General features: G+C 42.2%; 14 protein-coding genes and 4 tRNA genes. 15 read left to right on the top strand and 3 right to left on the bottom strand.

What is annotated here, in order from left to right; translation table 11 throughout:
• Positions 1-54: 54 nt before the first annotated feature.
• The 7 genes from CVV21_00345 (at position 55) to CVV21_00315 (ending at position 7,192) form a co-directional block, all read left to right on the top strand.
• A complete protein-coding gene (locus tag CVV21_00345; protein PKL92828.1) occupies positions 55-1,347 on the top strand; it encodes a serine protease in 1,293 nt (430 codons plus the stop codon).
• Complete coding sequence (locus tag CVV21_00340; GenBank protein PKL92827.1) at positions 1,344-2,201, top strand: hypothetical protein; 858 nt, start codon at positions 1,344-1,346, stop codon at positions 2,199-2,201. The genes CVV21_00345 and CVV21_00340 overlap by 4 nt, the downstream gene beginning before the upstream one ends.
• A complete protein-coding gene (locus CVV21_00335; GenBank protein PKL92826.1) occupies positions 2,153-3,454 on the top strand; it encodes a competence/damage-inducible protein A in 1,302 nt (433 codons plus the stop codon). The genes CVV21_00340 and CVV21_00335 overlap by 49 nt, the downstream gene beginning before the upstream one ends.
• Positions 3,451-4,998 carry a hypothetical protein gene (locus CVV21_00330; protein PKL92825.1) on the top strand — a complete coding sequence of 516 codons (1,548 nt, stop codon included), beginning with the start codon at positions 3,451-3,453 and terminating at the stop codon, positions 4,996-4,998. Before CVV21_00335 ends, CVV21_00330 begins: the two co-directional genes overlap by 4 nt.
• Positions 4,999-5,244: 246 nt before the next feature.
• Positions 5,245-5,321 (top strand) — tRNA-Arg (locus CVV21_00325).
• A gap of 243 nt (positions 5,322-5,564) precedes the next feature.
• Complete coding sequence (locus tag CVV21_00320) at positions 5,565-6,731, top strand: hypothetical protein (protein ID PKL92824.1); 1,167 nt, start codon at positions 5,565-5,567, stop codon at positions 6,729-6,731.
• Positions 6,728-7,192 (top strand): tRNA adenosine(34) deaminase TadA, encoded by a 465-nt coding sequence (locus CVV21_00315; protein ID PKL92823.1) that lies wholly within the window; start codon positions 6,728-6,730, stop codon positions 7,190-7,192. Before CVV21_00320 ends, CVV21_00315 begins: the two co-directional genes overlap by 4 nt.
• A gap of 31 nt (positions 7,193-7,223) precedes the next feature.
• Here CVV21_00315 and CVV21_00310 read toward each other — a convergent pair.
• From CVV21_00310 to CVV21_00300, 3 genes are all read right to left on the bottom strand, one after another.
• Positions 7,224-7,313: transfer RNA gene (locus CVV21_00310), tRNA-Ser, on the bottom strand.
• 38 nt (positions 7,314-7,351) lie between these two features.
• A tRNA-Ser gene (locus CVV21_00305) sits at positions 7,352-7,439 on the bottom strand.
• 69 nt (positions 7,440-7,508) lie between these two features.
• Positions 7,509-7,584, bottom strand: a tRNA-Ala gene (locus CVV21_00300).
• Between the two features lie 141 nt (positions 7,585-7,725).
• Between CVV21_00300 and cls the strand changes: the two genes are divergently transcribed.
• The 8 genes from cls to CVV21_00260 all read left to right on the top strand — a co-directional run bounded on the left by cls (position 7,726) and on the right by CVV21_00260 (position 14,694).
• On the top strand, positions 7,726-9,198 hold the full coding sequence (gene cls / locus CVV21_00295; GenBank protein ID PKL92822.1) for a cardiolipin synthase: 1,473 nt from the start codon (positions 7,726-7,728) through the stop codon (positions 9,196-9,198).
• A 292-nt stretch (positions 9,199-9,490) separates the two neighbouring features.
• The gene (locus CVV21_00290; GenBank protein PKL92821.1) at positions 9,491-10,129 is read left to right on the top strand and encodes a hypothetical protein; all 639 of its coding nucleotides are present in this window, start codon (positions 9,491-9,493) and stop codon (positions 10,127-10,129) included.
• 27 nt (positions 10,130-10,156) lie between these two features.
• Positions 10,157-11,842, top strand: a complete 1,686-nt coding sequence (locus tag CVV21_00285; GenBank protein ID PKL92820.1) for a hypothetical protein — start codon at positions 10,157-10,159, stop codon at positions 11,840-11,842.
• A gap of 2 nt (positions 11,843-11,844) precedes the next feature.
• On the top strand, positions 11,845-12,615 hold the full coding sequence (locus tag CVV21_00280; protein PKL92819.1) for an MBL fold metallo-hydrolase: 771 nt from the start codon (positions 11,845-11,847) through the stop codon (positions 12,613-12,615).
• A gap of 3 nt (positions 12,616-12,618) precedes the next feature.
• On the top strand, positions 12,619-13,071 hold the full coding sequence (gene rimI, locus CVV21_00275; GenBank protein PKL92818.1) for a ribosomal-protein-alanine N-acetyltransferase: 453 nt from the start codon (positions 12,619-12,621) through the stop codon (positions 13,069-13,071).
• Positions 13,072-13,164: 93 nt separating this feature from the next.
• A complete protein-coding gene (locus CVV21_00270) occupies positions 13,165-13,740 on the top strand; it encodes a hypothetical protein (protein PKL92817.1) in 576 nt (191 codons plus the stop codon).
• On the top strand, positions 13,737-14,210 hold the full coding sequence (locus CVV21_00265) for a hypothetical protein (GenBank protein ID PKL92816.1): 474 nt from the start codon (positions 13,737-13,739) through the stop codon (positions 14,208-14,210). The genes CVV21_00270 and CVV21_00265 overlap by 4 nt, the downstream gene beginning before the upstream one ends.
• Before the next feature lie 25 nt (positions 14,211-14,235).
• A complete protein-coding gene (locus CVV21_00260) occupies positions 14,236-14,694 on the top strand; it encodes a hypothetical protein (GenBank protein PKL92815.1) in 459 nt (152 codons plus the stop codon).
• The last annotated feature ends 35 nt before the right edge of the window (positions 14,695-14,729 follow it).

The raw sequence follows: 14,729 nt of genomic DNA, 5'->3' as shown, positions 1-14,729 counted from the left end.
TTATTTGTTATATCATTTAACCTGTAAGTTAAATCGTTGGCGGGAGGTATTCATATGCGCAGGGTCTCTTGTGCTGTTTTGTTTGTTTTAATTTTTTCTTTTTCTCTTTTTGCCGCAGGTGAATATTACACCGTAAAAGTTAACGGGATAATAGATGCCGCGAACGCGGATTATGTTATTAATGCAATTAAACAGGCAAAAGAAAATAACGCGTCCGCGGTTATACTGGAAATGGACACTCCGGGCGGCATGATGAAATCCATGAGAACTATTATTGACGCCATACTTTCAAGCGAAGTGCCGGTTATTTCATACGTTACGCCCAAAGGCGCGCACTCCGCTTCCGCGGGTACTTTTATACTTCTGGCATCGCACGTGGCGGCAATGGCGGACGGCACTAATATAGGCACGGCCAGCCCTATTGATCTGCAGGGCAACAAAGCCGCGGAAAAAATAACAAATGATTCAATTACATATATTAAGAATCTCGCCCGCATAAACGGGCGCAATGAAAAATGGGCGGAAGAAGCCATAACAAAAAATTCATCCATTTCAGAAAAAGAAGCGCTTGCGCTTAAAGTTATTGAATATACTGCATCTGATTTAAAGTCGCTTTTAAAGCAGATTGACGGCAAAAAAATAAAAGCAGGCGCGAAAGAAATTACACTTAACACAAAGGATTATGTCTTAAAAGAGGTAAAAATGCCTTTTAGAAACAGGTTTTTGCACCGCCTGGCTGATCCCAATATTGCTTACATTCTTTTTCTTGTCGGTATTTACGGCATAATTTACGAACTTGCGCATTTTGGCGCGCTTATTCCGGGAATAATGGGGGCTATCGCTATAGTGCTGGGTTTTATAGGTTTTGAAAGTGTCCCTATAAATACAGCGGGTATAATATTAATAGTACTTGCCGTGGTATTGTTTATCGCGGAAGCAATGACGCCGGCTTTTGGCGCGTTATTCGGAGGTGGAGTGGTGTCAATGATAATAGGGTCTTTAATTCTTTTTCCCGGAAGGGAAGCGGGTGATTTCTGGGCGCCGTCGTATTTTGTAATCGGGACAATGGTGGTTTTAACCGCTGCTTTTTTTGCTTTAATTGTCTATCTTGTGGTAAAAGCACAGAAGAGAAAATCAATTATCGGAAATAAAAGCACAATAGGGCATAATGGCGTGGCTCAGACAGAAATAACACAGGCGGGCGGTATAGTTAATGTGGGCGGCGAGGACTGGCAGGCGTATTCCGACGAGCCGGTTGCCGCGCGTGAAGTTATTGAGGTAATTGAAGAAGAGGGGCTTAAACTGAAGGTGAAAAAAATACAAAGGAAGAAGGAGGATTTAAAATGACAATTTCGATTATTGTAACAGTTATTGTTGTACTTGTTGTGCTTTTGCCGTCGTTCATTAAGATTGCGCAGGAATACGAAAGGCTTGTAATTTTCAGGCTTGGAAAATGTATCGGAGAAAAAGGCCCCGGGCTGGTTATTCTTATACCTTTTATAGACCGTCCTGTAAGGGTGGACTTAAGGGAACTGTATCTTGAAATTCCGTCCCAGACCTGTATTACAAAAGACAACGCCGGCATATCAATAGATTTTCTTATTTACTGGAAGGTAATTGACGCGGTAAAGACAGTGGTTCAGGTTGGAAACTTTGCCGGTGCGTCACAGGGAATCGCGACTACAACTTTAAGGGCAATAGTGGGCGATATAAGCCTTGATGATGTGCTTGCCAAAAGGGAAGATATTAATATGAGGTTAAGGACAAAGCTTGACGAAGTAACAGAAAGGTGGGGTGTAAAAATCACCTCTGTTGAAATCCGCGAGCTTACCCCTCCCAAAGAAATACAGGATTCCATGACCAAGCAGATGTCGGCGGAACGTACGCGCCGCGCCCTTGTAACGGAAGCGGAAGGACAGAAAACAGCGTCTATTACAGTGGCAGAAGGGCAGAAACAGTCGGCAATTTTAAAGGCGGAAGGCGAACAGCAGTCGCAGATACTGCGTGCTGACGGATACGCAAAAGCGCTTAGCGAAATTTTCAGCGCGGCAAAAGGCGTGGACTCTAATACCATGCTTTTACAGTATTTTGAAGCGTTAAAAGAACTTGGCGCGACAAATGCCACAAAGTTTGTTATTCCAATGGAACTTACATCACTTGTATCCTCGCTTGCGGGAAAGGCGAAGGAAACGATAAAGTGAACGCGGAAATAATCACCTGCGGAACAGAACTTCTGCTGGGGCAGATAGAGGACACAAATTCCTCTTACATCAGCAGAAAATTTGCCGAAGCGGGGATAAACGTATACTTCAGGACAACGGCCGGCGACAACGCCGGCCGTCTTGTTTTGGCCATTAAAGCCGCTTTGCAGCGCGCCGATGCAGTCATTATAACCGGCGGGCTTGGCCCCACTGTGGACGACATTACCCGTGACGCTGTGTCGCAGTGCACGGGAAGAAAAATAGTTATTCATGAAGACATACTTTTAAACCTGAATGAATTCTTTAAAAAACGCGGTATCAAGATGGCAGATTCCAACAAGTTACAGGCGGGCATTCCTGAAAACTCGGAAATTATTAAAAATGACAGGGGCACCGCACCGGGCTTCATACTGGAACATGAAGGTAAAACAATTGCCTGCATGCCCGGCGTGCCGTATGAAATGAAACCGATGGTGACAGATGCAATAATACCTTATCTGATAAAAAAAAGCGGGGAACAGGCGTCTGTTATAAAATATGTTTCGCTTAAAATAGCAGGAATGGCGGAATCCGCCGTAAATGACCTTATAAAAGATATGTTTGAGTCGTATGTAAATCCTTCCATAGGAATACTTGCTCACCATACAGAAATAGAATTAAGGATAACCGCTAAAGCGGCAAATATATCCGAAGCTGATAAAATGCTGGATAAGGTAAAACTGGAAATTAAAAAAAGGCTGGGCGAAAATCTGTACGGTGAAAATGAAGAAACACTTTGTGGCGTGCTGGTAAATGCGCTTAAAAATAAAAAAATTACCATATCAACCGCGGAATCCTGCACTTCGGGAATTATAGCGTCAAAACTTACCCAAACAGCAGGGGCTTCTTCATATTATATAGGCGGGATAAATTCTTATTCAAATGAAGTTAAAACAGATATACTTGGAGTAGACCCTTATATAATACAGGATTATGGCGCTGTGTCGCAGGAATGCGCGTGCGAAATGGCTTTAAAGTGCGCGGAGCTTTTCAAAACAGACTGCGCCATATCGGTTACAGGGATAGCAGGACCGGGCGGCGGCACGCCGGAAAAACCTGTGGGGCTTGTGTATATCGGGATTAATTATAAGGGCGCGATTATTGTAAACAGGTTTGTTTTTTCAGGAAGCCGTGAAATCGTAAGGCAAAGGGCTGCTGTAATGGCATTGTTTGAAATGTTAAAAACAATAAACCGGGGCGGGGCACCAATTTGAAAAATGAATGGCGGTACACAGAAGAACCTTTAAAAGAAAGAATGAAAAAAAATACAGTCACAAGTATTGTATTTTTTATCTTAACGTTCCCTTTAATGTTTATAATAACGCCTATGATTTTAAAATATGCGGGCAAGGAAATGTACGGGGTTTGGGCTCTTGTTACCGCAATGGTGGTATTTATGGAGCTTGCGGGCGGGCTGCAGACGCCTTCGGGAATGTCAATAATGGTTCCAAAATATGACCCGAAAACAGGACAAAAGGATATAAACGAAACAGCAAATACAATGTTCTTTTTTTATATGTTTAGCGCTATTTTAATGTCGGCGGCATTTTTTCTTCTTAAAAATCCCATTATGAACAGTTTCTTTAAAGTGGCGTCTGAAAATTCCGGGGATGCTTCTTTTGTTGTGGCGTTTACCGTTTACGCGTTCATGCTGAATTTTGTCCTGCTTGCCTTTGTTTACCTGATTAACGCTTTTAACGTGGTTTATATTACCAATATAGTGCATATTATAATCGCTTACATAAGGACAGCGGCTATGGCGGCGGCGCTTATTATGGGTTATGGTATTAAGGGCGTGGCGGTGGCGCAGATGTCTTCGCTGCTCTTAGAAACTATAGTACTGCTTTTTTATGTTAAAAAAATATATCCGCCGCTTGCATTCGGAGTAGATTACATAAGTATAAAAAAGTTCAGGGAGTTGATGTCCATAAGCTTAAAACTTGTAATATCTAAGGTTTCGGTATTAACCGGACAGAATGCTGATAAACTTATTTTGGGCTATTTTTTAAATCCTATTTACGCGGCATATTATCAGGTAGGGGCATCTGTTTCTAAATTTATCTGGCAGCTGCCTGAAATTATGGGGCTGTATTCCATTTTGCCTGCGTCAGCGGAACTGAAAACAAAAGACATGAGCGATAAGATACATATGATGTTTATCCGCGTAACGCGGTATTTATTTTTTGCCGGTATACTTTTATGCGCCGGCATAATTGCTTTTGGGAATGAATTTATAGTCCTTTGGATTGGCACCGGGTATGAAGAAGCGTTTTTAGTGATGGCTGTGCTTGCGTTTGCGTATACCGCAAGCCTGATAGGCTACCCTGCAATGAATATTTTAAACGGGATGGAACGGGTAAAAGAAGTAATGTGGGTTTCCGGATTATCGGCTTTATTAAACATAGTGTTAAGTATAGTTTTAACAAAATATTTTGGTTTAAAGGGGACTCTTATTTCTGCGGCTATATCGCTTTCAATAGGGGGGCTGGCGTTGTATATCCTTTACAGGGTAATATCCGGAAAAGCGGGCGGCATAGTGCTGTCTATTTTAAAACCCGGCGCGGCTGCCGTTATATCTTTGGGCGTAATATCAATCATGGAATACTTAATGGGCAACAGGACCGGTTGGCTGCTGTTTTTTGCGAAGGCGGGATTGTTTAGTGTTATTTATTCTGCCGTATGTATAAAACTGTTTAAGGTATTTGATGATAATGATATGGAACTGATAAAGGGAGTGTTTAAATTAAAAAAAGCCTGATGTTTAGGTTATTCTGTTTTCTGTAAAAAACAATTGAAAAATAAGCAATTAAAATGTAATATTGTATCTGTGATTTAGACTTGCATCCGGCGATACGTAGTTAGTGCGCCTGTTTCGTGCAGCGCACGAAGAAACGTAAGGAAGGTAAGGCCCTGATTTTCGTATGCTCGCTGAAAGCTCGCATAATGTTTCAGCTCAGTGTATAGTATAATATAGTCAGTTTACTTCCAGCGATATATAGTTAGTGCGCCTGTAGCTCAGTGGATTAGAGTGCCTGGCTACGAACCAGTTGGTCGGGGGTTCGACTCCCTCCAGGCGCACCAAAATATAAAAGCCCCCTTATTATAGGGGGCTTTTATATTTAAGCCTTTGTATGGACAGCGCTCCTGCGCTGTCCGCGTAGTTGAATTGAAGAATAAGAACCGGACAGCGCAGGAGCACTGTCCATACGAGAGAAAGTGCAAAAACAAGAATGTGTTTTAGAAGTGTTGTAAGATTTTGTAGGGGCAACGCTCCCGCGCTGTCCGATCTTGAAAAAATGAAATGTATGCGCACAAAGGAAATTTATGAAAAAACTTGAATCCAATATCCCGAAAATGTATGTCCTAAGATTTTTCTTAAGCTTCTGGCTTATAGTGCCGGTCATGGTGCCGTTTTATAAAGAGTGCGGCCTGTCTGCGGCGCAGGTGCTTATAGTGCAGGCGATATTCAGCATAGCAATGCTTTTATTTGAAATTCCAACCGGTTATTTTGCGGATGCCTTCGGCAGAAGAAAAGCCATTATCACAGCGTCTTTTTTATTACCGGCGGGGCTTTTGGTTTATTCGCTTACTTCAAGTTTTCTTATGTTCTGCCTTGCGGAAATTTTAATAGCCGCGGCTTTTGCCCTGCGCTCCGGAACGGATTCTGCTGTTGTATATGATACGCTTTTAAACCTTGGCAGGGAAAAAGAATATATGAAGATAGACGGCAGGGCGGGATTATCAGAAAGGGTGGGGGATGCCCTTGCATCCGTACTTGGCGGTTTGTTATCTGCTGTGTCGCTGCGTTTCCCTTTTATCGTAAACATATTTACTTCAGCAGCTATGATACCGGTGGCATTTTCAATAAAGGAGCCAAATGATATCACATCAGGAAAGACAGACCATGCAAAAGAGGTTAAAAAGGCGGTTTTATACAGCATTACACATCCCGAAATACGGGCACTGTCGGTTTTGTTCGCGGTTGTATTAGGGCTTGGTGTTGTGGGCATATGGACATATTTTTTCTTTTATAAACAGCATGGGATAACAACAGTCTGGTTTGGCATACTGCATGCTGTTTTTGGTCTGGCAAGCGGGCTTGGTTCTTTTGTGGCGCACAAACTTGAAAAAAGCGCCGGTAAAAAAGTGTCCTTATATTTCCTGATATTTCCGGGTATATCGTTTCTTGTTATGGCTTACGCAGACTTAGTAGTATCATTACCCTTTATAATGGCAAATGGATTCTTTTTGGGATATGGAATCACAATAATTATTACGTATATCAATGACCTGACAGAAAGTTCAATCCGCGCCACTGTATTATCGGTTGCGGGTATGGCAAAAGGGCTGCTATTCTCGCTGGCAGCTGTCTTAACAGGGTACATTATGGATTTATATACACTTGGATGTGCCCACCTTTTTCTTGGAATTTCGTATATAATAATATTTATATTTGTCATACTTGAACTTCACAAAAGGAAGGTTATATGAAACAGCATGAGTATTATATGAAAGAGGCGCTGAAAGAAGCGGCAAAAGCCGCAAAAAAAGATGAAGTCCCGGTGGGAGCCGTCATAGTATCCAGCGGTAAAATAATCGCCCGCGGACATAACCTTATCCGTTCAAAAAAGGATCCGTCCGCTCACGCTGAAATGATTGCGATAAAAAAAGCCGCAAAAAAAATGGACAACGAAAGGTTGAACGGGTGTACCTTGTATGTCACTTTAGAACCATGCAGCATGTGTGCCGGGGCTATTGTCCTTTCAAGGATAAATCTTGTTATTTATGGAACAAAAGACCCCAAGACAGGCGCTTGTGGAAGCATGACAAGCCTGCTGCAGCATGAAAAGCATAATCATAAAGTAAACGTGGAATGCGGAGTGCTTGAAGAAGCGTGTGGTGATATTTTAAAGAGTTTTTTTAAAGGGAAAAGATTAAGTAAGAATAAATAAATTTTAGTTATATCTGAAGGCGCTAATTAAATGGCGGAGAGGGAGGGATTTGAACCCCCGATCCCCTTGCGAGGACACCTGATTTCGAATCAGGCGCGTTCAACCGCTCTGCCACCTCTCCGTACTGGCTTTCCGATTTTCGCTTTTGTTTAAATTAAATGGCGGAGAGAGTGGGGTTCGAACCCACGAGACCTTTCAGCCTACACGCTTTCCAGGCGTGCTCCTTCAACCGCTCGGACATCTCTCCGTACAATGGACTATCAAAACCTATAACCGGTATTTAATAAAAAAAGCCCTTTTGGGCTGTTGTTTCTATTGGTGGAGCAGAGCGGGATCGAACCGCCGGCCTCGGCGTTGCGAACGCCGCGCTCTCCCAGCTGAGCTACTGCCCCATTGCCGGAACTGAATGAAACATAAAGCAGAGATAATTTTACAAGATGGGTATGATTAAAGCAAGAAAAATTTAAGAACATGTCTTTATGATATTCGTTTTTTCTGTTATTATATACGTATAAATAAAAAGGCGGGGAGTTATGGCGGAACTGCTGGATAAACTTCATATTTCTGTATTGCTGTTAGCGGAACTTGGGCTGATTTTCCTTGTCATTATTTCCGCCTGGGCGATTATACACGTTATAATGTATAAACGTGATTCGCGGTCAGCCGCGTCCTGGCTTGCCGTTATCATCCTTTCGCCGCTTTTTGGCGCGATATTGTATTATCTTTTTGGGGTCAATAGAATTCAAAGAAAGGCCAGCCAGTTAAAAAGAGACCGTTTCTTTTTAAGCTGGCTTAAACCGGAACTTGGCGATACGGAATATATCCGCAAAAGAATCTCATACGCGCTTCCCAGAAAGATGCCGCATAATATCCTTGATTTGATAAGAAGCGGGGATGCCGTGCTGGCGACGCCGCTGGTGCCGGGCAACTGCGTGACTGTCCTTGAAAACGAAGCTGCTTTTGCCGCTATGCTTAGGGGTATAAGGCGCGCTAAAAAAACAATAACATTGCAGACATATATTTTTGACAATGACAGAATAGGGAAACTTTTTGTGGCCGCGCTGGCAGAAGCCGTTAAAAGGGGCGTGCTGGTTAGGGTTCTGATAGACAATGTCGGCGCGCATTATTCAAAGCCCACCATAGGCATGCTGCTTAAGGAAAAAAAGATACCGCACGCTTTTTTTATGAAAGCCAATATGCCCATAAGCCTTCTGTTTTATAATTTAAGGTCGCACAGAAAAATAATGGCAGTGGACGGGCAGGAAGCGTATATCGGCGGGGCGAATATAAGGGAACAGACAGGGGCAGACGGCAAAGTAAAGCTTAAAGATATTCATTTTATGTTCAGGGGGCCTATAGCATCAGAGTTTCAAAAAGTATTCGCGGAAGACTGGGAATTCACAACGCATGAACAGCTTAATGGAAAAGGGTGGGTGTTACCCGTTAAGAGAAAAGGTACTGTTCATGTAAGGCCTGTTCCGGGCGGGCCTGACCGGAATCTGGAAAAAAATATGTGGGTGATGATGAACGCCATAGCAAACGCAAGAAAAAGCATTCATATTCAGACGCCTTATTTTATTCCGGACCCGCAGGTAATAAGCGCGCTTTCGCTTGCCGCTCTTCAGGGGATAGAAGTGAAAATACTTGTTCCCCACAGCGGCAATTTAAAGTATGTGCAGTGGGCTATGGATGGCACGCTGTGGCGTGTCATAGAAAAAGGGTGCCGCGTATACAGGTATGACGGTGTTTTTGACCATTCTAAAATTATGACGGTTGACGGGCTTTGGTCATATGTGGGGTCGTCCAACTGGGACGCAAGAAGCATGAGGCTTAATTTTGAATTTGACGCGGAATGTTATGATAAAGAGCTGGCGCATGAACTTGATAAAATTTTTCTGCGAAAAGTAGCGGATGCACATGAATTGACCCTTGTTAAATCAAGATCCGGCCCGTTTATTAAAAGGTTCAGAAATAATATTGCCAGGCTGTTCAGCCCGTACCTTTAAGACTGGATGCTTGGAAGGTTAGATGCTTGGAAGGTTGGCTAAAGCGACGACCTTCGGTTTTACAGTGATTGGGTGTGTTTTTTCAGTACACGCCGCAAATTGGTAATCTTGTATCCGAACAAGTTTGCACGGGGATTTCCGCTTCGCAGTTTTGCTTTAACCAAGCATCCAAACATCTAACCATCCAAGCATCCTGTCCAAGCATCCTGTCTTCCATTGACACCCCCGTCTTTTTTATAGTAAAATACTTTAAATACAAGACTAAAATGATTTAAGAATTCAGGAGGTTGTTATGTCAAATGAAGATGATATATTAGGGCGTTATGGAAGGCAGTTTGCAGCGGGAGAATATATATTTAAAGAAGGCGCGGTAGGCGAAGAAATGTTTATTATCCATACAGGCTCGGTTAAAATAACAAAAAAAACGGATGACGGCGAAAAAACGCTTGTTACTCTTGGCGCGGGGGATTTCTTCGGCGAAATGGCTGTAATAGACAAGGATGTCCGTTCGGCATCCGCCATTGCCGCTGCGGATACGGTATGTATAGCTTTAAACGAAGAACTTTTTGAACAGCAGATGCAGCGAAACGCGAAGATAGTAAAAAAGATTTTAAAGAACATGAGCTCCAGAATCCGCCTGATGAACGAACAGCTTAAAAATCTTACCACCAAGGACTTTAATATGCGCGTGGTAAATACTCTTTTAATGCATGTTTCTAAAAGCGGCGACAACTCTGTCACTTCGCTTAGTTCGCTTGTAACAGAGACCGGCATGGATGAAAATAAACCCAAACTGCTGGAAATACTTGGGGCTATGGAAAAAGCAAAAGTTATAGTGATTAACGGAGATTCCATAACTGTAAGCAGCGCTGATAATATCGGAAAATACAAACAGTATCTTGAAATGAAAAAAGCCTTTGGAGAAATATAATTTCTGACGGCATACGGGGACATCAGATTGTCTAAAAAAATCATTTATGCGGCTGCTGCCGTTATTGCGGTTGTGCTATATGTCCTTTCGGCGGATTATCTTTTATCGCTTTCGCTTAAGGCTGTAAGCGGTGCTTCCGGAACCGCGGTTAATGAAAAAGTAATTTTTATCAACGGGAATTTCAACGCGGAATCCTCCGCGGCTTTTATTAAAAAAACAGGGGAACTTAAAAATTCCGTCACTTTGTTTATGCCGGATATCTTTTCAAAAACGCCGGGTGATTTCATGGCGGGCGAGGATTTTAACGGGCTTGAAAACGCGCAGAAAAAATATCAGGATTTTTCTTTTCTTGTGGCGGAAGCGGAAGGGTTTGTGCCCGTTGTTTTTAACAGATACGGTAAAACAGGCGCGGCAGGAGAGGATATTTCCCAATACGTTTATTTTAGCGGGGCAAAGTATAAAGGCAGCCCGCGCGGGTTTTCGGCCGGGAAAATAGAAAATAAAAGGCTGTGGCTTTCTTCCAGGAATACCGGTTTTTTCAGCGGGTTTAAATACACGCCTTTTAAAATACCCGCTTTATATTCGGTAAAAGGCGGTATCATAATATCCGCGCCCGCGGAAGCTTTAAGAAAATATTATAAGCTTCCCAGAAGCAGGATAGGCATTGAAGACGGGAAATTGAAAATAGGCGACATTACAGGGGCTGCCCTTAATTCTTCGGGTGAAATGGCTGTGCCTGTTTATGCCGGGAAACCTGAAGTTATGGCACTGAATAAATTTATATCAATGGACCCGCAGGAAGCGGATAACAGGATAATAATAGTTTCTGACAGCAATTCCGATGCGTATTCAATGCAGGCGGTTGGGGCTGCCGTTTCAATGATGCTTGACCGGGGCAAGATAACTTTTGACAGGGTAATTAATTATATTGCCGCCGCGCTTATTATGCTGCTGGCAGCAGGGGCGTATTTCAAATTTGGAATAGGGGCGGGATTTCCGCTTTTTATTTTTATACAGTTTGCTTCTGCAGCCGCTTTTTATTGGCTCTATGTTTCGGGGATTTATGGCGATTATCCTGCGGTTTCATTCGGCAACATAATGGCTTTTGTACTGATTTACGGGTATAAGGCCGGAAGCAAAAAAAGGGAAATGGAAAAAAGAAAAAGTTTTCTGCGGCAGGCAATGCCTGAAGGCGCCGCGGAGCGCTTTGTAAAAAGGAACAGCGATATAAAATTAAGAAACACATGGCTGAAAGCGGATGTTGTTTACTTTAGTTTTGGCTTGTCGCATGATGATCCCGCCGATTTAAAGAAGGATTTTCAGTTTATTCAGAAAACGCTGCATGCGGCCTTTAAGGACGTGCTTACAAGCGCTTCCGGAAGCGGGGAACTGACGGCGATTATTTTTGGGGAAGCGGACAGAAAAAAGGTTGTTGAAATTCTGGGAACGGTAAGGGATGAAATAAAATCAGGCGATTTTAATATTCTGATTAACACCACCGAAGTTTATGTGTTTGACAGGGGCGGAGAACTGGCCTTTCTGGAAAAGGATGGCGATATCAGAAAAAAAGCTTATATTCTGCCTTTGAAAAAATATATGCTTGTGGCGGAAAAAGAGATACAACAGTACGTTAATATAACAAAGTTTCAGCAGATACCGGGTTATGAAAACTCAAAGTTTTTTAATCTGGCGGGGCTGCGCGGGGAGGCGTGAAAATGAAGATAAAAGTTCTGGGGTGTTATGGCGGGCAGTTACCGGAAAAACACAATTCGGGTTTTATTTTAAACGGGGAGCTTTTAATAGACGCGGGGACTATAGCGCTTAATTCAACCATTGAAGAACAGCGCGGTATACGCAATGTGCTTATTTCGCACTCGCACATGGACCATATCGGGGGGCTTCCGTTTTTTGCGGTAAATATTGTAAGCAATAAAGCGGACACGGTTAAAATTGCAGCGTCGGAATTCACAATTGACGCTATTAAAAAACACCTGTTAAACGGCGTGGTATGGCCGGATTTTACAAAAATAAAAAACTTTGGAAGTCAGGATATTTTTTCATATATGCCGGTAAAAGAAAATGAATGGTTTGAACTGGGAGGATATAAAATAAAAGCGGTTTCTGTTAATCATACGGTTCCCACTTTTGGATTCCTGATAGGAAAAGATGACCATTATATAATGTATACGGGGGACACAAAAACCACCGATAATATCTGGGCGGAAGCCGTAAAACTTGGCGATAAGCTTAAAACTGTTTTCGCGGAAATATCTTTTCCAAATGACCTTAAAGCGCTTGCGGAAACCAGCGGGCATTATGTGCCAAAAACGCTGCACGAGGACTTAAAAAAACTTGGCGGTTTAAAACCTAAAATTTACGTGTACCACATTAAACCGGAATACTTTAAAAAAGTAAAAAAAGAACTTGCCGCCATACCGGGGCTTAAAGTGACGCCTTTGCAGGAAAAAAAGGAGTACACAGTTTAATATATGGATTTTTATATAAAGAATGTATCCAAGAATGACCTTGCTGAAATACTGGAAATTGAAAAGGTATGCCACGCCAGGCCGTGGGATGAAAAAGCTTTTAATGTGGAAATTTCAAAGTTTTTCAGCGCCCTTTCATTTTTCTTTGCCGCCAGGGATAAGGCGTCAGACAGGCTTTTGGGTTATATAATTGCTGATAAAATTGCGGATTACGCACATATTTCAAACGTGGCTGTCGCGCCGGAATTCAGAAAAAACGGCATAGCCACAGGGCTTTTAAAGCAGGTGGAAAGGCAGGTGTTTGCTGCCGGGCTGTCTTCGCTGACCCTTGAAGTAAGGGAAAATAATGAAGCTGCGCTTGAAATGTATAAAAAATTCGGGTACGAAATTAAGGGCAGACGGCCTAAATTCTATGAGGATAAATACGACGGCCTTATAATGTGGAAAAGGCTTTAATTTATACCGGTTGACAGGGTCTGTTTTTGCTATAAAATAAGGTGTAATCAAAAAAACGGTTACGGGCGTCTAATTTTTAAGAAAGGATACTAAATGGACAGAGCGGATCTGGAAATTATAATGGATATAAAGTCCGGCAAAAAGGGCGCGGCAGATGAGCTTATTATAAGATACCAGAAAAGGGTATATAATATGGCTTTTGGCCTGACGGCTGATTACAATAAAGCCTGGGATATTTCCCAGGAAGTGTTCATTAAAGTCATAAGAAATATAGGCTCTTTCAGGGGCGACAGTTCTTTCTGGACATATTTATACCGTATTACAATGAACGCTTTTTATGACAACGGCAGAAAACAGAAAGTGCAGTCACGGTTCAGGAATATGACAGATATGGAAAGTGATGACCCGGATGACCGCGGGTTTGACATAAAGGACTGCGTTAATATAGAAGAAGATTACGAAAAAAAATCACTAAAAGAGAATATAACTGACGCCATGCAGGGATTGACAGATATTCAGCGGCAGGTGTTCATGTTAAAGAATCTTGAAGGGTATAAGATAAGGGAAATTTCAGGAATTATCGGAATATCAGAAGGTACTGTAAAGTCCCATTTAAACAGAGCGATGGAAAAGATAAAGAATGCTACAGAAGGAGGTAATCAAAAATGAACAAAGAGTGTAATGATAAAAAAGAGCTGATTCTGGATTATATATACGGCGAGATTCATGACGCTGCAGAGGTTTCAAAAGTAAAGAAACACATAGAAACCTGTGCGGACTGCGCGGCTGTTTACGCGTCATATAAAAAAATAGCGGATGCGGCTTCTGAAATAAAAGTGGATTTTCCTGATTCGGTATGGGCCATGCACAGGAAAGGGATTCACGAAAAGATTGAAGCGCAGAAAAATAGAAAGTTCGCGTTTATAACCGATTTGTTCCGTTCCAGCACGTTTAAGAGGGCAGGCATAGCCACTATAATGGCGGTTTTTGTGGCGGGAGCGGCTTTTCAGTACGTAAGGACGCAGGATAACCTGCGCAGCCAGGCGGAAATCAGAGAAAAAATGGAAATAATACAGAACATTGAAATACTTGAAAGGCTTGATTTTTACGAATCTTTAAGCAGGGCAAACGGAGCATAATAAAAGATTTTTTATGGAGGTATAAATGTATAAAAAAATTATTCTGGCGGCGGTAATGGTTATTTTTGCTTCTTTTACTTTTGCGGCGGATGTTAAATCCGCGGCGGGTGATGAAAACGCAGCTTCAGTGAAAAAAGAAACAAAAGAGTCATGGGACGCGCTTGAACCCGGTGAAAAAGAAAAGATAAGAAAAATATACAGCGACTGGGAAGAGGTTTCCCCTGAAAAAAAGATGTGGATAATGAAGAACCATAAGAAACTTAAAGAGATGGACCCGGAAGAAAAAGAAAGGTTAAAAGAAGCGTACAAAGAATGGGAAAAACTTTCCCCTCAGATGAAGCAGATTTTAAAGGAAAAATACGAGCAGTGGAAAAAACTGTCTCCCGAAGAAAAAGAAAAGATAAAAAAGGCATATGAAAAATATCAGAAAATGTCGCCCGCAGAACGCAAGGCTTTAAGGGAAAAGGCAAAAGAAAAGAAATAGTTTTGAATTTATAATTTAAGGAAATAACCTTAACA

The sequence above is a fragment of the Candidatus Goldiibacteriota bacterium HGW-Goldbacteria-1 genome (genome assembly GCA_002839855.1).
In the GTDB taxonomy this organism is placed as follows: Bacteria; Oederibacteriota; PGYV01; order PGYV01; family PGYV01; genus PGYV01.
The sequence above is the reverse complement of the archived record's forward strand: the minus strand, read 5'-3'. Positions and strand labels throughout refer to the sequence as shown.